Genomic DNA, 18,897 nt, shown 5'->3' with positions numbered 1-18,897 from the left:
TTTAAATTTTATCTGTTGATTGTAATCCATTTATAATTCTAGAGATTCCCATTGGATTTTCATCTTGTAATTCTTCTGGCAACAATGTGTTTGGCCATGCTTGGAAACTAAATGGTCTTACCCATCTTTTAATTGAATCTACACCAACCGCTGTAAATCTTGAATCTGTAGATGCAGGGTATGGACCTCCGTGTTGCATAGACGGACACACCTCTACACCAGTTGGAACTCCATTAAATATAATTCTACCAACCTTGTTTTGTAGTGCGCTTATGATTGACGAATTGTTCTCTAATTCGCTATCAGTTGCAACAATAGTTCCCGTTAACTGTCCTTCTAAATTATTTAAAACCTCTTCTAACTGTGTATGGCTTTCACATTCTACAATTAAAGAGAAAGGACCAAATACTTCGTGATGTAATGTTGGGTTTTCTAAAAACGTAGATCCAGTAACCTTAGATACCGCCTGACGACCATAATTTGGTTTAGCGTCATTATCATATGCTGCCAAAACTGCAACACCCTCCTGCGTTATTGCCGTAGATTTATTATGCTCATACGCTCCAATAATGTTCGGATGCAACATACAAGTTGGTTCAATTTTTACTATTTCTTCTGCTAAGGTTTGTGCAAAATTATCTAATCCTTCTCCCTTGACACCAACTAAAAGTCCTGGGTTTGTACAAAACTGACCTGCACCTAAAGTAATAGATCCGGCATATGTTTTAGACCAATCCGTTGCCTTATTACTCAGTGCCTCTGGTAAAAGCACTACAGGATTTATACTTCCCATTTCTGCAAAAACCGGAATTGGCTCTTGTCTTTTTGCTGCAGTATCTAACAGGGCTCTACCTCCGCGGATACTACCTGTAAACCCAACCCCCTTAACTTGTGGGTGTTGCACCAAAGCCTGTCCAACTTCAATTCCGCTACTATTTAAGTTTGAAAAAACACCATTTGGCATTCCGGTTTTTTCAACTGCTTTTATAATTGCCGAAGCAACCAATTCTCCAGTACCTGAATGCATTGGGTGTGACTTTACAATAACCGGACAGCCCGCTGCAAATGCCGCTGCAGTATCTCCTCCGGCCGTTGAAAATGCTAATGGAAAGTTAGATGCTCCAAAAACCACAATTGGACCAATGGCTACATTCATTTTTCTAAGGTCAATTTTAGGAATTGGTTGACGATCTGGTTGTGCAGTGTCAATACGAGCATCAACCCATGAACCTTCTTCTATATGCGCCGCAAAGGCTCTTAACTGCCCAACTGTTCTTCCTCGCTCTCCCATTGCTCTTCCCTCTGGCAATCCAGATTCTGAAGTATATACCTTAACTAAATCATCGCCAAGGTTTTCTATTTCCTCTGCTATTGCTCTTAAAAAAGCAGCCTTTTCTTTTCCCGATTTTTTACTGAATACTTTATAAGCATCCGCAGCTAGAGAAACAGCCGTATCGATTTCTTCTGCTGCCGCCTCAGTAAATAAATACAAATTCTCCTGATTGGTTTGCGGATTAAAGGTTCTATATGTTTTGGTTCCGATGGCGGATACCGTGTTTCCTATCTGGTTTTTTCCTGTAATCATCTTCACTTATTTTTTATATGTCTTTTTTTTCAAATTTACTAGTTTGAATATTTGAAACGCCTAAATTAAGTCTAGGACTTCAAGTCTTTCTTTTGCCAAAATATATCTTGCTTGGACATCATCAATTTCCTGTTGAGTTAATTTCTTACCAAAAGTACGAAGTCCTCCAGCAATATCATTATGATGAATCCCCATAGCAAGTTTAAGATATTCCAAAAGCAACGGCTGAGCATCTAGATACGACAATGAATTCAAAGCCTGAGAAATTTTGTTTGCCTTAGCCCATTCTCCATTTACAACATGCTCTTGCATAGTAACACTTGCTTTTGGGAAGATACAACCTACACCAGTAATTCCACCACTTGCTCCAGCAAGTCCTGCATGTACAGTGACCGTGTCTACTCCTGCCAAAACTTTTAAATCTTTGTTCTCTAACATCAGTGTTTCAATTATTGAAACATCAATCGTCGATATTTTAAGAGCAGTTACCTTAGGAAGTACGGAAAGTCTTTTAAGAAGGTCTGTTGAGAGCGCATGATAACCGGCTGCATCAGGATTGTTATAAGGCATTATTGTTACGCCTACATCTTTCGCAGTTGCTTCAGAAAGTGCATAGTACTCATACATTTCTTTTTCAGACGGTATCGCCTTAGTTTTTGGCGGCATGACCATGACGGTATCAACTCCAACTGTTGCAAGTCCTTCAACAATTTTGGCAAGTTCTTCCTTAGTTTCTGCTGCTGCTCCGCTAATTAACGGCACATTATATTCTTTAGCAACCTCAGAAAGAGATTTAAGTAAGGAAAGACGCTGCTTGGTGCTCAGGTAACTATTCTCACCCAGAGTTCCAGAACCGACAAGTCCGCTCATTCTGCTCCCACCCTTTCCTTGAACTTTTAAAATACCTGCAGCCTGTTTTTGTGTTGCTCCAAAGTCAATTTCAAGAGAGCCGGATTTTGACTCTTTCAACCATGTAAATACGGCTGGCATTACCCCATTCCATTCTAAACTCATTGTAATAATATTTTTTTGTAAAGGTATACCGAATCAGTAAAAATCAATACATACAAAATATCCACTAATAATACTTTTTTATCCATAATTATTTGTAAATATAATATTTTGACTAATATTGCACTAATAAGTCGTTAAATTCTATTCATGAAAGTCCTTCCATTTAAAATATCAAAACCAGAAAATGAAGCTTTTATCTATCAAGAAGACAAGGAAATAGCCTTTTACAACAAACTGCATCAACACGAAGAAATTCAAATTAGTTTTATTAAAAGTGGAGAAGGTTCCTTGATAATTGGAGATACCATTACCGATTACAAAACAGATGATATCATTGTTATTGGGAGTAATTTACCTCATGTTTTTAATTCTGATTTAGAAAGTGAAGTACCTAGTTTTATGATGACATTATTCTTTTCTAAATTCTCATTTGGAAATCTATTCTTTGAATTGAATGAATTTAGGTCATTAAAAAAGTTCTTTAAACAAAGTGAATACGGAGTCAAACTTACATCGAACAAGGACCGATTAAAAGAGTTGTTTCTAAACCTTCCAAAATCAACCAAATTGCAACGATTCATATTGCTTTTTGAAATTATGCAGGTTATTATAAAATCTGATTGCGATCAAATATCTTCGTTCGTTTACCAGAAAAATTACAAAGACGATGAAGGAAAGCGTATGGGAGACATTTATGATTTTACCTTTCAACATTTTAGTGAACCGATTACCTTGCCCCAAATTGCATCAGTTGCCAATATGACTACAAATGCTTTTTGCAAGTACTTTAAACAACGTACAAACAAAACTTATTTTCAACTATTAACCGAAGTTCGGATAGAGCACTCCTGTAAACTATTAACCAAGGATAGAGATTTGTCTATTGCAGAAATTGCTTTGCAGTCTGGGTTTCAAAACATTTCTAATTTTAATAGAAAGTTTAAATCGGTTAAACAAATGACGCCCACATCGTATAAAAACAGATAATATTCATTCGAAAAGAATTTACGCTTCGTTTCCATTAATTCACAACTTCCTATATTTACTTATCAAAAAAATTGCATGAAACGAATTTACTTTCTGTTTTTAATTTTCACAACCATCTTTTATGGGCAACAAAAAGACAGTATTCCAGATAAGGAATCTGATAAAAAACTAAAAGTATTTTACGCCAAACCTGGTGTTCAATTCCAGACGATGGATGGTGACTACAAAATGAAATTGAACTTTCGAGTTCAATTCCGAGGCTATTTAAATTTTGATGCTGACCCAACTACTATTGACGATTTTCAAAATTTTGACAATGGGATAAATGTGAACAGAGCGCGGATGAAAGTTGGAGGAAATGCCTACAAGTCTTGGCTTAAATATTATTTTGAGTATGATTTAGAAGGCAGCAATCTATTAAACTTTGAGTTTATGATTGAACGATGGAAGTTCTTAAAATTTAGGGTTGGTCAATGGAAATCTAGGTACAGTGTTGAACGCATGATTTCTTCCGGTAAACAGCAGACATTAGAAAGGTCACTTATCAATAGAGCCTTTACAATAGATAGGCAAAGAGGTGCCTCTGTTTATGGGAATTTAGAAGGAAAAGGAGCTGCTAATATCAGTTATTGGGCTTCTGTTTTTACTGGTACTGGTAGAGGAAATCGAAGTAACGACGACAAGCATATGATGTATATGGGTCGTTTGCAATGGAATATTAGTGGCGAAGAAGTGAAATTTACGGGCTCTGATTTGAACTATTCAGATAAATTCACCACTTATATTGCGACAGCAACAGTAACTAATAAAAGTAAATACACACGTTTTTCTACATCCGGAGGAGGTTTTTTAGAAGGCTTTGAAGACGCTGAAGATGGCCAATACCGAGTGAATCAATATTTAATTGAGGCGAACTTTCGATACAAGGGTTGGTATTATCAGCAGGAATATCATTGGAAAGAAATTGAAGATAAAATTTATGATACGCCAATGACACACCTAACCGGTCATTATGCGCAATTGGGTTATTTAATTGGGCAGAAAATCAACTTTTTGCCAAAAGATTTTGAAGTTTATGGAAGGCATTCTGTCTTTAATCCGAATAGAGAACTAAAAGATGATTTACAATTTGAATATACCGTAGGACTGAACTGGTTTATTTTTGGACATAACAATAAAATTACTGCAGAATACTCCTATTTAGATTATGAATCTATAGACATGGTTTCGAATCAAACCGGAAGTCGATATCGATTGCAATGGGATATTAGTTTTTAAAGACCTTCTAATTCTTGTTGCATTTTCTTGGTCAACCCTTTTACAACCATTTCATAGGAATGATCTATTAGTTCAAAGAAAAAATCATTTGAAATATTACCTTCAGGAATGACCGTATTCCAGTGCTTCTTACTCATATGCCAAGCACCAATAATAGCCTCACTATATTCCTCTCTTAACTCCAATGACCGTTCTGGGTCACACTTTAAATTGACCTGAAAAGGAATACGCTCTAAGCCACAAAGTGCAAACATTTTTCCCATCACTTTGAAAACCAACGTCACCTCATCAAAAGGAAAATGTTCTGTAACGCCTTTTTTGGCTAAACAATAATCTCTGTAAACTTCGATGTTCATAAATTATTACGTCTTTTCAATTTTGTATAATACTGGCCTGCTCGGACTTGCATCATTCTCAATTGGCGCGACTTGAAGATTTAACATATATAATCCATCAACAATTGAATCAGAAACATAAATAAACTCAGTAATAGTTGCATCTAGTCGCTGTTTTCCATCGTAATTCCAAAAAACTTTATGTGCTAACAGTGCACCTTCATCCTTTTCTTTATCAACTGATGGTAAATCAATTAATAAATGTTTGACACCAATTTCTCTAAAAAAATCAGCAGCCTCTTCACTTAAATAAGGTGGATTGGTATTTGAATATTTTCTAGATTTTTTTGAGATCTCATTTGGAGTAGTACGAATAACAATAGCTTCTAAGTCATTTTTCAACAATGAAAAAATCTGATCTTTGGTTATTACCAAATCTCCATTGGGCTGTAGTTCTGGAGATACGGTAATCAATTGTGCCTTGTAAAAATAAGTACTTAACGAATCATTGACACTATAAAACTCTTTGGTTATATGTCCAATACACTCCGTATGCGTTCCATGTGCATGTGGGTTGAAATGGATATTATTAAAATTCACCGAAAATCCTTCAGCAACACTGCCAACAAATCCTTCACCTTTTACAGGATTTATTTCAGGTTGCTCCTGATACCATGCAATTGGGTTTTTTTCTGAATTGACCAAAGGAATTGAAATATCTAATGGTTTTGACAAATCAATTGAATATTCCTCTCCGTTATGTTTTATGTTAGCAATCACCTCTCAAAAATACTAAATCATAAACAAATCTGATGCGATTCCATCTACCAAGAATTTGCCTTTTTGAGTAGTTCTTAATACATTACTATTTAAAGATTCTTCGACTGGCTCAGAATGACAATTGCTAATTTCGAGTAAACCTTGAGTAATAAATTTTTCCGATGTTGTTTTTAAGTAATCAAAATAGGCATTCCCAAAATCCATTTTTATTTTTTGCAAGTCTACGCCCCAAATGGTTCGCAAACCGGTCATTATATATTCGTTGAATTGATCTTTTTCCGAAAGTACTTCATTTTCCGATGGTAATTCTCCTTGCTCTATTGCATTGATATATTTGGCATTATTGGCCACATTCCAACTTCTCGTATTTCCAATAAATGAATGAGCTGAAGGCCCTATACCTAAGTAAGACACTCCTTTCCAATAAGAGGTATTATGTTTTGAGAAAAAACCATCTTTACCAAAGTTTGAGGTTTCATAATGCACGAAACCGTTATTGGCTGTTTCTTCTACTAATATATTAAAATGCTCGGAAGCCAATTGCTCATCTAAGGGTGGATAGATTCCTTTTTTAATAAAGGATTCTAGTGCTGTTTTAGATTCTACAGTTAAGGCATAACTAGAAATATGTGAAATCCCCAAATCAAAAACCTTTTGTAAGTTCTGTTTCCATTTCTCACTACTCATATTGGGAATACCGTAAATTAAATCAACTGTAATATTCTCAAAATAGCCAGTCGCCACTGACAAGCAGTTTAAGGATTCGGTGGCTGTATGGACACGGTTCATCGATTTTAATTCCTCTTCAAAAAAAGACTGGATTCCGATGCTTAACCGGTTGATTGGACTATTAGACAATTGAATAATTCGTTCTTCTGTTAAATCATCTGGATTCGCCTCTAAAGTAATTTCTGGACTTTCATTTACTTCAAAATTTGCCCAAATTGTGTTTAAAATCTGCTCTAATTCTTGCTCAGAAAGTAATGATGGTGTTCCTCCTCCAAAATAAATCGTTTCAATAACATCATCAATCTCTCTCTTTCGTAATGCTATTTCCTTACAAATAGCATCAACCATTTCAGACTTTCGTTTTACGGATGTAGAAAAGTGAAAATCGCAATAAAAACAGGCTTGCTTACAAAACGGTATATGTAAATAAATTCCAGCCATTATTCATCTAAATATTTGTATTGCAATACAATTTTACCTTGAACTTGCTCATCAACTTTTGGCAAATCTATATTTTGATTTTGTCTTCCAATAAAACGTAAAGGAACTTTAAATTTCTTTACATCGAAAGTTACAACCGATTTTATCGGATATTCATAATCTTTATAGGAATGTATTGCCTTAATTGTTCCGTGCTTACGCGTATTAATGGTGGATTCAAAAATTTGATTCGTTATGGAATTAAATCTAATATCAGCCGTAACCCATTCACTCGAATTAATTAGAGATACTAGTTTATAATCCAATTCTTCTCCATTATCGTCCATTTTTATTGCTTGAAGTGGTGTATTAAACAATTCATTAAACTGATTTATCAACCCCTTTTTAGGCACTAATGCCAATCCTTTACCCTTTACTTTGGGCTTTTTCCCTTCTTCAAAATTAACAGTAATCACCTTTTGTGGAATTTGCATTCCTTCAATTTCAATATCAATTGTTATTTCACAATTAATCTCTTTTTTCTCAGCATAGACTTCAATTAAATCCTGAATATTTTCATCCAATAATTGCTGAGAATAGGACTGAAAGACAGATAACACCAATAAAAAAAAGATCACTTTTCTCATTCTGAAATATTCATTTTATTAAATTTTATACACGTTACAACATAACAAATAAATGTCATTCCAATTAAATAATAAACTGAATTCCAAATACTAGGCATTGGAATATCACTCATAAAAAATAATTGCCATTTAGCAATATGGTAACTAAATATAAATGGCTGCCAACTACTAAAGATTCCAAAAACAAAGGTCTGCAATAGGGTTAAAACAATCAATAATCCTAAAACTACCAAAACAGCGGTTAGTGTATTCCTAAACCAAATAGCAAAGGCCATTGCTAAACTAGAAAATGCAACCATTGCTAAGGTCGAAAACATGAGCGTTTTCCAAAATCTGGATAGAAATGAACTTTCTTGAATAAATTGAATTCCATCAATAAATACCGGCACATCTCCTGTGCCAAATATCATTACAGAAGGAATTAATGCTGATAACGCCACCACTATCATAAAGCAAATTACATATAAAATCATGCAAATGAACTTAGCCATTAAACATTCTCCACGAGAAGCTGATTGGGTAAGTAATAACCGAATTGTTCCTTGCTCAAATTCGCTTGAAAAAATATGCGCCGTAACGATTACAATTAAGGTTGGTATATGAACCCACAAAGTGTTTAAGGCCAAATAAGAAATTAAATAACCGTTTACTAGATTACCTTCTAAATAAAAATAGTCATTTATAGATTGTAGTAAATAATTAAATAATTCATCTCCATCGCTGTACAATCCTAAGTCTATGATTAACATCAGAACTAAGGTAATTCCAAAAGTTAAATACGTTCTTTTAGAACGAAATAACTTAATCAACTCTATTTGAACCAATCGAATCACACTGTTATTTCGAGATATTTTTCTTGTAACAAGGTCAAGGTTTCAACCTTCACTGGACTATTTCCGTTATGCACTAAAGCCAGCACCAATTGTTCAACTTCCTTTGGATTCAATTTCAAAATCAATCTATTCTCTGATATGAACTCTGCTTTTTTATCAATTAATAATTGAATCGACGCCTCTGTTAACTCTGATATAAAATTAAATTCGACCTTATTTTTCGACTTTTGTAATTCTTTTTTCGAAATGTCCAAGGCTATTTTACCGTGATGCAATAAAATAAAATGCTCTGCCAATTGCTCTAATTCATTCAATAAATGCGATGAAACGACTATTGTGATACCTTCTGCATTCAATTTTTGAATCAAATCAATTAAATCTTGAAATCCGTTTGGATCCAAACCATTAAACGGCTCATCCAAAATGAGTAATTCGGGTGATCGCAATAAAGTTTGTGCAATTGCCAATCGTTGTTTCATTCCGGTTGAAAAAAAACGCACCTTTTTAGAACCAACATTTTCTAATCCCACTTTTCTCAACAAAACATCGATGTCAATTTGTTTCTGATTCATTTTCATTAACAAATACAAATTTTCTTTTGCAGACAAGAAGGGATAAAAAGAGGGAGAATCTATATGAAAACCTGTAATTGACTTCACCTTATGAAACTCCGTTTGAGATTGATTGTTTATTTTCAATTTTCCGCTATCGGCGAAAACCAACCCGGCCAACACTTTTAAAATAGAACTTTTTCCTGCTCCATTTGGCCCTAACAACCCGATTATCTTTCCCTTTTTAAACTCAAAAGAAATGTGATCTAACACTTGTTGTTTACCATAAGCTAACGACAAGTTTTCAACTTCAAGAATATTCATCACCAATAAAAATATTTAAGTTGATAATATTTGGTAAACAAAATCTTCTCCCAAAATAGTTTCGTGAATAAAATCAGCGGTTTTTTAATCCAAGTGTCTGGGAATATATGATACCAACGATATCCTTGTTGATAAAAATATTTTTTCACATCATCTTCACAACCCAAATCATTGGCCGCCACTAATATGGCAATTCGTTGACAATTTGAATACATAAAGGGACGTACTAATCTAGGATCAAATCCCATAAGATGTAGTTTATCCTTTACCATTTTATAATTTTGATACCTCCCAAAAGCATCCATCTCGGCAAATAAAGGAATTGCCATTCCTATCCAAGTTAAAAAAGCCCATTTATAAAAGTAAAGATCCCATGCCAGACCTTGATACTGCAATAACTCTCGCACACCAACCACAAACAACCAAACACTTAAGCCTACAATAATCTGTAAAGCAGAACTAACAAATACGAACCGTATGAATCTATTGATTGCAATAGTTAGTTTAGATGGTTTTAATTCAGCAATTTTTGTTTTGGACATACCCAAATATACTATAATTTGGATTTCTTATTTTACTTTGCTCGGGTTCTGCGTAACAAATGCTTTCCAACCTGTGTAGTTCTTTCCCACATCTATACGACCCTGATTGTAAAAATGACATACTGCCGCGGCCAAACCATCTGTAGCGTCTAAATTTTTTGGCAAAGATTTCAATTTTAAAGTATTCTGAAGCATCCCCGCAACTTGTTCTTTACTAGCATTACCATTACCCGTTATGGCCATTTTAATTTTTTTAGGAGAATATTCAGTAATTGGAACTTGTCGCGATAAACCGGCAGCCATAGCAACACCCTGCGCTCTTCCTAATTTTAACATTGATTGCACATTTTTTCCAAAAAATGGTGCTTCAATTGCAATTTCGTCTGGATGATACGACTCGATTAACTCAATTGTTCGTTCAAAAATTAATTTTAGCTTTACATAATGGTCATCATACTTTTTCAAAACCAATTCATTCATTTGAATAAATTCCATTTTTTTATTGGCAACTTTTATCAAACCAAAACCCATTATTGTAGTTCCTGGATCAATTCCGAGTATGATTTTTTCTGACGACATTATATTTGTTACTTTGTGTAAAAATACAATAAAGCATTTCATAAGCAAGTGCATATCTTATACTTTAAATGACCATAATTGCCATTCTAATTATTGCTTTGTACACCCTATTAATAGGAGTACTAATTATTGGATTTTTTAAAGTGAAGGAATTCAACTACCATTCAGAAATTGCTTCAAACTCATTTTCTATAATTATTCCATTCAGAAATGAAGCCGATAATTTAGCCTGTTTGTTAAAAAGCATCTCAAAGTTGAACTATCCAAGTGAAAAATTTGAAATTCTTCTTATAAACGATAATTCTCGAGATGGGTTTAGATTGATTTTAAATGCATTTATCAAAGAACATTCACATTTAAATATTAAGATAATTGAGAATAACAGAAAATCTAGTTCTCCTAAAAAAGATGCTATTGAAACGGGTATTCAACATTCAAAATTTGAGTGGATTTTAACTACTGATGCGGATTGTATCGTACCAATTTTCTGGCTCCGAACATACAATGCATTCATTTTAAAGAACGAACCTTATTTCATGGCAGGCCCAGTTGCGTTTTCAAAACCTGCATCTTTTTTAGATCACTTTCAGCAATTGGACCTAAGTGCATTAATTGGGTCTACCATTGGTGGATTCGGAATTAAAAAACCATTTATGTGCAGTGGTGCCAATCTTTGCTATCGAAAAGATCTATTTCTTCAATTAAATGGGTTCGTAGGTAATAATCATTTAGCAAGCGGAGATGATGTTTTCTTATTGGAGAAAACTCATGAGCATTTCCCAAATAAGGTTTCATACTTAAAATCTTACGATGCCTTGGTTTATACTTCAGCTGAAAAATCCATCTCTAAATTAATTCAACAACGAATCCGATGGGCCTCCAAAGCCACTTCTTATTCTAACCCTTTTTCAAAATTGGTTAGTTTTATTGTCTTCTTATCAAATTTAATATTTGCATATTGTCTACTATTTTTATTTCTTTCGAAAAATTTCTCTCCGATTTACTTCGCATTGGTAATTTCAAAAATAATAGTAGATTTTATCATAATATGGATCACATTAAGTCTTGGTAAAAATGAAAAATCCATTCTGTGGCACCCAATAATAGTATTATTGCATCCCATTTTTATAGTTAGCATTGCCATATTCGCCATATTTTCAAGTAAATACAATTGGAAAAATCGAACATTTTCAAGTAAATAAGGGGTTAATAGAAACATCTTATATTTTCCTAATATAAAATAAATGGTATGATTTTACATATAAATGGTATGATTTTATAAATAAATGGTAATTTATTATTAGTTATCAACAATTTATTTATATATTTGAGCCAAGTCAACCCCCAAACCCCACAACTATGGCTTTATACAATTACAAGACAGCGAACCCTGCGTTCAGTAAAGATGTATGGAAAGGCTACGCATCTACATCTAACAAAATGACAGTAAACGGAATTATTCTAAAATCTCTGTTCTGCATATTTTTATTATTAACAAGTGCCATTTTCACATGGAAAATGCAAGAATTCGGTTTCAACATTAATATTTTAATGTATGGTGGATTAGTAGCAGCACTATTTTTTAGCCTCCTCACAGCATTTATTCATAGGTTAGCACCTATTCTTGTTCCTCTTTATGCATTGGCTCAAGGCTTATTTATTGGAGGTGTTACAATTTATGCAGAAAGTAAATTTAGCGGTATTGCGATGCAGGCCATTGGAGTAACCATAAGTACTTTCTTTTTAATGCTATTCTTATATAAAAGCAGAATCGTTAAAGTTACCCAACGTTTTAAAAGTGTCATCTTTGTTTCGATTGCCATCATCATGACCATTTATGCTTGTAGTTGGACGCTACATTTCTTTAATATTGAAACCCCTTTTGCAATTTTAGATAGTTCTTCCTATTTGGCAATTGCTTTTAACGCATTGGCAGCCGGAGTTGCGGCATTTACATTATTATTAGATTTTGACTTTATTGAAAGGAAGAAAAATCATGTACCACGCTATATGGAATGGGTAGCTACATGGGGCTTACTTGTTACCCTAGTTTGGGTATATGTAGAAGCGATTCGATTAATGAAAAAAATGGTTATTAACTAACCGAAAAAACTACTCAAAACGCTTTCTGCGTTTGACCAGAAAAACAAAATTCCTAATAAGATTATAAGAAGTATTACTAGCTTTTTCTTGTTAGGTTTTTTTCTTTTTTTAAATCTACTATTTTCCATTTTACTTCATTTTTATTGCTCGAAACATTTAACTTCATTGAATGTCACTCGACACTTTCATAGCTCGTAACATTTCTCTTTTTCCTGGAGGTCCCGGTAACTTTTCTACTGAAAAACCAACCTCTAACATCGCCCTACGAACACTTCCTTTTGCTGCGTAAGTTACTAAAACACCACCGACTTTAAGTGCATTTATCATTTTTTGAAAAATTTCTACAGACCATAGTTCTGGTTGAACTCTTGCACCAAAGGCATCAAAATAAATCAAATCAAAACTTTTTGAATCTTCAATATCTTGAAAAAACTGTTTTCTCTTTAACAAACTAAATCCCTTTCTCAAATAATCTTTAACACCCCATTTTGTTTGATGCATTTGATCAAATACGTTTTTCAAATCATTCGCCTGCAGCTCAGAAACATAATTTAATTTTGAAACCTCCTCCAATGCAATTGGATACGCCTCTACACCGACATACTTAATTTCTAAATTTCTTTGTTCACTTTCTATATATGTTATAAATGTGTTTAATCCTGTACCAAATCCTATTTCTAATATTGAAATATTTTGGTTCTGAAACAAATCCAATCCATGCTTTATAAATACATGATAAGCTTCTTGAATTGCCCCGTGTTTCGAATGGTATTGTTCATCCCATTCAGGAATATGAATGGTAGTAGAGCCATCAGAAGTCGTTATAATTTCCCGTTTTAATTTAGTCAATCAATAATTTTTTGATTCTTGGAATCGGGCCTGTACATGAAGTTTGATGACAAGCAATACATGTCTGAATTACATTGTTATAAACAGTTCTTAAAGAATCAGATGTAGTTGTATATAATTGCTTTTGATACTTTTCAAAAACGACTGAAAACTTGTTAAAATTATCATCTCTACTAAACCGATCCGTCATTTCTAAGGTATGCATCTCTTGCAATTCAAAAGGCAACTTTGAAATTTCTTCACCTCTCAATATTTGTCGCTTCACAGAATCATTAAACGCATACATCTGCTCCATCATTATGGCCAATTCAGATGCCTCACGCATCATAAGAGGTTCCTTTTCTTGATTTTTTTTCTCTTTGGCACAAGAAAAAATTATAAGTATTGCTCCAATAAGTATTAAAAAGTGTTTTAACCGCATCTTATTATTCTTCCATTAACACGCCATCAGCCATAAATGAATATGTACGTTTTGGCTCAGTTATTTCAGCAATCTCTTCTTCACTCTTCCCAGCATCTTGTGCTAAATGTTTTAATTCTGCAACAGATACTTCGGCAACATAAGCCTTACCATTAACAATAACTTTGCGTTCTTCAGAATTCATTGGCACAAAAAACCCATAATCCTTAAACTTTACGGTAGATTCAGCATCACCTAAATCAATTTTCATCCAACATCCTTTTGCCTTACAGACCTTATTCACCTTAGAAGCAAATTTAACATCAATTGTATCGCCTGATTTTAACGAAGAAAATTGCTTCATCATTTCTTCTTTTGAGAGGGCATTTTCAGTTGAAATTTTTGCTCCAAAAGATGCATAATTCACTTTTACCTCTTCCTTTTTACAATTCACTAATAAAATTGCAATTACAATAAGAATACCTATTCTTTTCATCAATTTATTTTTAAAGATTGTTACAAATTTAAGCATTCGATATAGTCAATTAAAAAATAATTCAAGAATAATTATTGCTAGCGCTATTTTTATACCTTTACACTGTTAAACAAGCACTAAGCCATATTGGGTTTTAAGACAATACAAACCCATATTTAAGGTCAAAAAAATAGAATTTTGACAGAATTGGTTTGTGAAAATTTAAAAATTGAATGATGAGTACAGCGACACAAAACATTGTAGTGAACAAAGTTGAAAAATCGAAAATAGATCAAGTAGATTTTAGCAACTTGGCATTTGGCAGTATTTTTTCTGACCACATGTTGGTATGTAATTTTAAAAATGGTGAATGGCAAGCACCTACCATAGAACCTTATGCACCAATTCAACTAGATCCTGCAGCAAAGATTTTTCACTATGGTCAATCTATTTTTGAAGGAATGAAAGCCTATAAAGATGAAAAGGGGTCAACACTACTTTTTAGACCAAAAGACAACTGGATTAGATTAAACAAATCCGCAGAGCGAATGGTTATTCCTGAAATCCCTGAAGCTATTTTTATGGATGGATTGACAAAGCTATTAGACGTTGATGGCGATTGGATTCCAACTAATGAAGGTAGTTCCTTATATATCAGGCCTTTTATGTTTGCATCAGGAAATGGATTCCACGCATCACCGGCTGATGAATATAAATTTGTTATTTGTACAGCACCTTCAGGTGCTTACTTCTCAGGAAAAGTAAAAGTACTCATCGAAGAAAAATATGCGCGTGCGGCAAACGGCGGTGTCGGATATGCAAAAGCGGGTGGTAATTATGCTGCTCAATTTTACCCAACTCAACTTGCTATAGACAGAGGCTACAACCAAGTTATATGGACAGATGACAATACACATGAGTATATTGAAGAAGCTGGAGCCATGAACATCTTTGTAAGAATTGGTGACACTTTGCTAACAAGCCCAACAAGTGACAGAATTTTAGACGGAATTACCCGTAAGAGTATTATCCAAATTGCTAAAGATGCAGGTATTGAAGTGAAAGAACGCAAAGTTACGGTAGCGGAAGTTGTTGCAGCGGCGAAAAGTGGCGATTTAAAAGAAATGTTCGGTGCAGGAACTGCAGCAGTAATTTCTCCAATTGCAGGATTTGGTTATAAAAATGAAGATTTTGATTTACCGGAATTGGAAAACCCTTATGCGGCGCAATTAAAAAAGACAATTACAGACATCCAAACGAATAAATCAGAAGATCCTTATGGATGGAGGTTTGAAGTGAAGTAAATTCATTTAACATACAATTAAAAAATCCTGCCATAGGCAGGATTTTTTATTGAATTTATTCTTAGTACTATAAGTGATTAAATATTTTTTTAAATCGATATGGAAAATCATCGACGACATGCATCGCTTCCTTTGTAAAAGGATGCATAAACTTTAATGAGAAAGCGTGTAAATACATTCCTTTTCCATTTAGAATTAAATCTTTAATTCCATAGTCCTTATCACCTAAAATAGGAGTACCAATACCTGATAAATGTTTTCTGAGTTGATGCCTTCTCCCTGTCTTAGGTTCTAACTTTACTAAATTTAATTTTCCAAACCTTTTAGATGGAACTGTTTTTTGAAGAATAAAATTTGAACAAGCTTTTTTACCATCAATTTCTGAATTAATGATTCCTTTAGTGTCCATCTCACCAATTGTAACTGCGTAATAGGTTTTAGCTACTTCCTTATTTTCAAATAACTTATTTAATCTACGAATACTACTACTTGTTTTACCGATCAACAGAAGACCCGTTGTGGCGTAATCTAATCGATGAACAGGTTGTGGCGTAATTTCATCAGACAATTTACTTTCTTCTAAATTTTGAACAAGCGCATTGGTAATTGTTTTAAATGAATTACCACTAACTAAAATTCCGGCTGGCTTATGAATTACAGCCAAATAATCATCTTCGAACAATACTTTAAGTGGAAAAATTAGTTTTCTTTTGAATTTTACTTCATTTGAAATTTCCAAAGATATCCGATCTCCTTCTTGAATAAAAGTAGCAGAAGTTGCAACAATATCATTTACCTTAATGTATTGTTTTTTTAATATTTTCTTCAATGCAGATTTTGTCCCAATTTCGTCAAAAATACCAACTCCATATTCTTGAAGACGCATAGGAGATGATAGTTCAAGTACAATATGAGTTCGTGTTTTATTCATTGTAAATTAATTACAGTTTCACCTTCGTAAAACACTATTATAATTGATTATTTTATTTCATAACGGGTTTAATCTAATCTCTAGACTCAATTGTCGCTTCACCTATAACGATCCCCTTTTTTAGCGTTGGATTTCCAGAGTATTCTATCTCAGCTTCTCCATAGGCCGTTACTTTTAGGCGCTCCGTTACATTTAGTTTAAATTCACCTTCTCCATAAGCAATAACTTTTGTGGTCTTATTAGAAATATTCTTAGCATTTACCTCTCCTTCTCCATATACCGTATATTTTTGATCTTCAATAGTACCTTTTTTTAATTTCAATTCACTTTCGCCATAAATTGTTGTTTTCAACCTCATAAAATCGACCTCCTCAAATTCAACCTCAGAATCACCGTAAATAGACAGCACAAACTTGTCTTGTTTTAACAAACCAATAACATCATAGTCTTCCTCTCCTCTTAAAGACAATTCTTCAATATCCTTAAAAGTTACAACTGCTGTAACTACTGTACCATCGTATATTGGCACTTTCTGCTTCCATCCTTCATAATCTACTTTTTCAGATTTTGTAGTCATTTTAGCATCATCAAGAAATATCCTCAGGACCTTTCCATTTACTTCTATATTCAATTTGTCCTTTCCTTCTGAATTTGATAAAATAGTTACCGATTCTTCAATTCCCTTTTCAAATCTAACCTGAACGTGCGGACTTATAATTACCTTATTAAAGGATTGTACTTTAATTGTTTCCGATTGACTATACCCTTTTTGCACCCCAAATAGCACGACTGCGACTACAAGTAAATGTGCTTTAATTAACTTCATTGTTTTCATAGTTTTATTTTTTTAATTATCACTTAATAACTCTTCAATATTAAATTCATAAATATCTGAATAATACCCAATTAAGTTTCCTTCTCTGTCAACAACTATATTCGTCGGAAATTCCTTTATAATATATCGTAAGTTTATATTTCCACTATTGGCAACAGGAACAAAGTTCGAACCTTCCAAATCAAAACCCTTTCTAATTTCATCAGGTGGTGTAATAAAAAATATAAAAGATTTGACTTTATTTGAATTTTCATTTAAAGAATTAATCCTTGCATCTAATTCTTCGATTTCATATTTCTTAAATCTAAAATTATCCGAGAATAACTCAAACCTAAGAATAATTAAATTGCCCTTTAAATCCTTTAACCTAAAATTTTCACCATTTATAGATTGAAAATTCAAATTTGGGAACTTCTCACCACTTTCGGATCTTTTGGAAATATCCCATTTATATATTTTAGTTGGATCAGAACTATCTATTAACTTTTTCTCGACATCACCATTCTCATCTATTATCTTTTCTAAATATATTTTCTTATACTTTTTAAAAATTTTTTTGACCTCTGACTCTTTAATATGCTCTCCAGTATTTCTATCATACACCTTTGAATTATCAGATTTTTCAACAACCTTGTATTCCCAACTTTTCTTCATTACCGTTAAATCTTGAGCGATAGTATTTATAGCACAAGAAAACAAAACCATAGCAATTGTCTTTCTCATAAAATTTTATTTATCCAATATCTCTTTAATGTTCGGTTTAAAATAAGATGGTCCTTTTAACACCTTTCCATCTTCTCTATAAATTGGTTTGCCATCTGCGCCTAATTTACTCATATTACTACGTTGAATTTCATTAAATACTTCTTCTATTTTATACTGCATTCCGTGCTCTAATATAGTTCCACATAGTATATACAACATATCACCTAATGCATCTGCCACTTCAACCAAGTCATTATTTTGAGCAGCTTCAAAATACTCTTCATTCTCCTCCGCCATCAAATTAAATCTTAACTTGTTTTTCGCCTCTCCTAAATTGGCTGTTGGCTCTTGTTTAATTCCCAACTTAAACGCTTCATGAAATTGTTGAACAGCTCCTATTTTTTGCTTCATCCTCTTTAAATTTTATGTAATTTTGTGTTTATAAATATAACAGAATATGTTTACTCCTGGCCAGAAAATCTTCGCCATTTTTTTTGTAATCGCTTTTACAGCAGTTATGATATGGACTTATAGAAAAGATTTAAAACTGCATAAAAAATATTATAAAAACAGTTATCTGGTCCTAATTGCAATTTTTGCTGTTATTGCTGTATTTACTCTTATTACCTTTTCGATGCATTAAAAGGAAGTTAAAAGTTCGGTTTAAGATTTGAGATTCTTTGCTACATTA

Annotated in this window: 22 protein-coding genes; 5 read left to right on the top strand and 17 right to left on the bottom strand. The window is 33.3% G+C overall.

The window, feature by feature from the left end; translation table 11 throughout:
- Position 1 precedes the first annotated feature (1 nt).
- Both RM519_RS09840 and RM519_RS09835 read right to left on the bottom strand, forming a co-directional pair.
- Entirely contained in the window at positions 2-1,585 is a 1,584-nt protein-coding gene (locus tag RM519_RS09840) for an aldehyde dehydrogenase (NADP(+)) (protein ID WP_311593593.1), read from the bottom strand.
- A 60-nt stretch (positions 1,586-1,645) separates the two neighbouring features.
- Positions 1,646-2,455, bottom strand: coding sequence for a dihydrodipicolinate synthase family protein (locus RM519_RS09835; RefSeq protein ID WP_311593685.1), 810 nt, complete (start codon positions 2,453-2,455; stop codon positions 1,646-1,648).
- A gap of 291 nt (positions 2,456-2,746) precedes the next feature.
- Between RM519_RS09835 and RM519_RS09830 the strand changes: the two genes are divergently transcribed.
- Both RM519_RS09830 and RM519_RS09825 read left to right on the top strand, forming a co-directional pair.
- Complete coding sequence (locus RM519_RS09830; RefSeq protein WP_311593591.1) at positions 2,747-3,586, top strand: AraC family transcriptional regulator; 840 nt, start codon at positions 2,747-2,749, stop codon at positions 3,584-3,586.
- A gap of 75 nt (positions 3,587-3,661) precedes the next feature.
- The gene (locus RM519_RS09825) at positions 3,662-4,864 is read left to right on the top strand and encodes a porin (protein WP_311593589.1); all 1,203 of its coding nucleotides are present in this window, start codon (positions 3,662-3,664) and stop codon (positions 4,862-4,864) included.
- Here the strand turns inward: RM519_RS09825 and RM519_RS09820 are convergent.
- The 8 genes from RM519_RS09820 to ruvC are packed head-to-tail and all read right to left on the bottom strand — an operon-like array spanning position 4,861 to position 10,604.
- Positions 4,861-5,220 (bottom strand): MmcQ/YjbR family DNA-binding protein, encoded by a 360-nt coding sequence (locus tag RM519_RS09820; RefSeq protein ID WP_311593587.1) that lies wholly within the window; start codon positions 5,218-5,220, stop codon positions 4,861-4,863. The genes RM519_RS09825 and RM519_RS09820 overlap by 4 nt on opposite strands.
- Before the next feature lie 6 nt (positions 5,221-5,226).
- Positions 5,227-5,979: a cyclase family protein gene (locus RM519_RS09815; RefSeq protein WP_311593585.1), complete on the bottom strand. Its 753-nt coding sequence runs from the start codon at positions 5,977-5,979 to the stop codon at positions 5,227-5,229.
- A gap of 12 nt (positions 5,980-5,991) precedes the next feature.
- A complete protein-coding gene (gene hemW, locus RM519_RS09810; RefSeq protein WP_311593583.1) occupies positions 5,992-7,149 on the bottom strand; it encodes a radical SAM family heme chaperone HemW in 1,158 nt (385 codons plus the stop codon).
- Positions 7,149-7,775 carry a hypothetical protein gene (locus RM519_RS09805; RefSeq protein WP_311593581.1) on the bottom strand — a complete coding sequence of 209 codons (627 nt, stop codon included), beginning with the start codon at positions 7,773-7,775 and terminating at the stop codon, positions 7,149-7,151. Before RM519_RS09805 ends, hemW begins: the two co-directional genes overlap by 1 nt.
- Positions 7,772-8,608: an ABC transporter permease gene (locus RM519_RS09800; protein WP_311593579.1), complete on the bottom strand. Its 837-nt coding sequence runs from the start codon at positions 8,606-8,608 to the stop codon at positions 7,772-7,774. The genes RM519_RS09805 and RM519_RS09800 overlap by 4 nt, the downstream gene beginning before the upstream one ends.
- Positions 8,605-9,483, bottom strand: a complete 879-nt coding sequence (locus RM519_RS09795) for an ABC transporter ATP-binding protein (protein WP_311593577.1) — start codon at positions 9,481-9,483, stop codon at positions 8,605-8,607. The genes RM519_RS09800 and RM519_RS09795 overlap by 4 nt, the downstream gene beginning before the upstream one ends.
- Positions 9,483-10,025 carry a hypothetical protein gene (locus RM519_RS09790; RefSeq protein WP_311593576.1) on the bottom strand — a complete coding sequence of 181 codons (543 nt, stop codon included), beginning with the start codon at positions 10,023-10,025 and terminating at the stop codon, positions 9,483-9,485. Before RM519_RS09790 ends, RM519_RS09795 begins: the two co-directional genes overlap by 1 nt.
- A gap of 27 nt (positions 10,026-10,052) precedes the next feature.
- Positions 10,053-10,604 carry a crossover junction endodeoxyribonuclease RuvC gene (ruvC, locus tag RM519_RS09785; RefSeq protein WP_311593574.1) on the bottom strand — a complete coding sequence of 184 codons (552 nt, stop codon included), beginning with the start codon at positions 10,602-10,604 and terminating at the stop codon, positions 10,053-10,055.
- A gap of 68 nt (positions 10,605-10,672) precedes the next feature.
- Here ruvC and RM519_RS09780 point away from each other — a divergent pair, with 68 nt between their 5' ends.
- Positions 10,673-11,806, top strand: coding sequence for a glycosyltransferase family 2 protein (locus RM519_RS09780; protein ID WP_311593572.1), 1,134 nt, complete (start codon positions 10,673-10,675; stop codon positions 11,804-11,806).
- Positions 11,807-11,963: 157 nt separating this feature from the next.
- Positions 11,964-12,707: a Bax inhibitor-1/YccA family protein gene (locus tag RM519_RS09775; RefSeq protein WP_311593570.1), complete on the top strand. Its 744-nt coding sequence runs from the start codon at positions 11,964-11,966 to the stop codon at positions 12,705-12,707.
- Between the two features lie 162 nt (positions 12,708-12,869).
- Here the strand turns inward: RM519_RS09775 and mnmC2 are convergent, their stop codons facing one another.
- The 3 genes from mnmC2 to RM519_RS09760 are packed head-to-tail and all read right to left on the bottom strand — an operon-like array spanning position 12,870 to position 14,452.
- On the bottom strand, positions 12,870-13,556 hold the full coding sequence (gene mnmC2, locus RM519_RS09770) for a tRNA (5-methylaminomethyl-2-thiouridine)(34)-methyltransferase MnmC2 (protein WP_311593568.1): 687 nt from the start codon (positions 13,554-13,556) through the stop codon (positions 12,870-12,872).
- Positions 13,549-13,977: a hypothetical protein gene (locus RM519_RS09765; protein ID WP_311593566.1), complete on the bottom strand. Its 429-nt coding sequence runs from the start codon at positions 13,975-13,977 to the stop codon at positions 13,549-13,551. The genes mnmC2 and RM519_RS09765 overlap by 8 nt, the downstream gene beginning before the upstream one ends.
- A 4-nt stretch (positions 13,978-13,981) precedes the next feature.
- A complete protein-coding gene (locus RM519_RS09760) occupies positions 13,982-14,452 on the bottom strand; it encodes a DUF4920 domain-containing protein (protein ID WP_311593564.1) in 471 nt (156 codons plus the stop codon).
- Positions 14,453-14,667: 215 nt separating this feature from the next.
- Between RM519_RS09760 and RM519_RS09755 the strand changes: the two genes are divergently transcribed.
- The gene (locus RM519_RS09755) at positions 14,668-15,735 is read left to right on the top strand and encodes a branched-chain amino acid aminotransferase (RefSeq protein WP_311593562.1); all 1,068 of its coding nucleotides are present in this window, start codon (positions 14,668-14,670) and stop codon (positions 15,733-15,735) included.
- A gap of 67 nt (positions 15,736-15,802) precedes the next feature.
- On the opposite strand, the gene RM519_RS09750 is transcribed toward RM519_RS09755, so the two are convergent.
- The 4 genes from RM519_RS09750 to RM519_RS09735 all read right to left on the bottom strand — a co-directional run bounded on the left by RM519_RS09750 (position 15,803) and on the right by RM519_RS09735 (position 18,617).
- Positions 15,803-16,666: an RluA family pseudouridine synthase gene (locus RM519_RS09750; protein WP_311593561.1), complete on the bottom strand. Its 864-nt coding sequence runs from the start codon at positions 16,664-16,666 to the stop codon at positions 15,803-15,805.
- 73 nt (positions 16,667-16,739) lie between these two features.
- Positions 16,740-17,501 carry a head GIN domain-containing protein gene (locus RM519_RS09745; RefSeq protein WP_311593560.1) on the bottom strand — a complete coding sequence of 254 codons (762 nt, stop codon included), beginning with the start codon at positions 17,499-17,501 and terminating at the stop codon, positions 16,740-16,742.
- A gap of 12 nt (positions 17,502-17,513) precedes the next feature.
- Positions 17,514-18,224, bottom strand: coding sequence for a hypothetical protein (locus RM519_RS09740; protein WP_311593558.1), 711 nt, complete (start codon positions 18,222-18,224; stop codon positions 17,514-17,516).
- 6 nt (positions 18,225-18,230) lie between these two features.
- Complete coding sequence (locus RM519_RS09735; protein ID WP_311593557.1) at positions 18,231-18,617, bottom strand: pyrophosphohydrolase domain-containing protein; 387 nt, start codon at positions 18,615-18,617, stop codon at positions 18,231-18,233.
- Between the last annotated feature and the right edge of the window lie 280 nt (positions 18,618-18,897).

Source organism: Urechidicola vernalis, from assembly GCF_031846385.1.
GTDB lineage: Bacteria > Bacteroidota > Bacteroidia > Flavobacteriales > Flavobacteriaceae > Urechidicola > Urechidicola vernalis.
Note: the sequence above shows the minus strand (reverse complement) of the source record. Positions and strands in the feature narration are given on the sequence as shown.

Coding starts and splice junctions, on each gene's coding strand:
- RM519_RS09840 (WP_311593593.1), bottom strand. CDS start 1,585: ATGATTACAGGAAAAAACCAGATAGGAAACACGGTATCCGCCATCGGA.
- RM519_RS09835 (WP_311593685.1), bottom strand. CDS start 2,455: ATGAGCGGACTTGTCGGTTCTGGAACTCTGGGTGAGAATAGTTACCTG.
- RM519_RS09830 (WP_311593591.1), top strand. CDS start 2,747: ATGAAAGTCCTTCCATTTAAAATATCAAAACCAGAAAATGAAGCTTTT.
- RM519_RS09825 (WP_311593589.1), top strand. CDS start 3,662: ATGAAACGAATTTACTTTCTGTTTTTAATTTTCACAACCATCTTTTAT.
- RM519_RS09820 (WP_311593587.1), bottom strand. CDS start 5,220: ATGAACATCGAAGTTTACAGAGATTATTGTTTAGCCAAAAAAGGCGTT.
- hemW (WP_311593583.1), bottom strand. CDS start 7,149: ATGGCTGGAATTTATTTACATATACCGTTTTGTAAGCAAGCCTGTTTT.
- RM519_RS09805 (WP_311593581.1), bottom strand. CDS start 7,775: ATGAGAAAAGTGATCTTTTTTTTATTGGTGTTATCTGTCTTTCAGTCC.
- RM519_RS09795 (WP_311593577.1), bottom strand. CDS start 9,483: ATGAATATTCTTGAAGTTGAAAACTTGTCGTTAGCTTATGGTAAACAA.
- RM519_RS09790 (WP_311593576.1), bottom strand. CDS start 10,025: ATGTCCAAAACAAAAATTGCTGAATTAAAACCATCTAAACTAACTATT.
- ruvC (WP_311593574.1), bottom strand. CDS start 10,604: ATGTCGTCAGAAAAAATCATACTCGGAATTGATCCAGGAACTACAATA.
- RM519_RS09780 (WP_311593572.1), top strand. CDS start 10,673: ATGACCATAATTGCCATTCTAATTATTGCTTTGTACACCCTATTAATA.
- RM519_RS09775 (WP_311593570.1), top strand. CDS start 11,964: ATGGCTTTATACAATTACAAGACAGCGAACCCTGCGTTCAGTAAAGAT.
- RM519_RS09765 (WP_311593566.1), bottom strand. CDS start 13,977: ATGCGGTTAAAACACTTTTTAATACTTATTGGAGCAATACTTATAATT.
- RM519_RS09760 (WP_311593564.1), bottom strand. CDS start 14,452: ATGAAAAGAATAGGTATTCTTATTGTAATTGCAATTTTATTAGTGAAT.
- RM519_RS09755 (WP_311593562.1), top strand. CDS start 14,668: ATGAGTACAGCGACACAAAACATTGTAGTGAACAAAGTTGAAAAATCG.
- RM519_RS09750 (WP_311593561.1), bottom strand. CDS start 16,666: ATGAATAAAACACGAACTCATATTGTACTTGAACTATCATCTCCTATG.
- RM519_RS09745 (WP_311593560.1), bottom strand. CDS start 17,501: ATGAAAACAATGAAGTTAATTAAAGCACATTTACTTGTAGTCGCAGTC.
- RM519_RS09740 (WP_311593558.1), bottom strand. CDS start 18,224: ATGAGAAAGACAATTGCTATGGTTTTGTTTTCTTGTGCTATAAATACT.
- RM519_RS09735 (WP_311593557.1), bottom strand. CDS start 18,617: ATGAAGCAAAAAATAGGAGCTGTTCAACAATTTCATGAAGCGTTTAAG.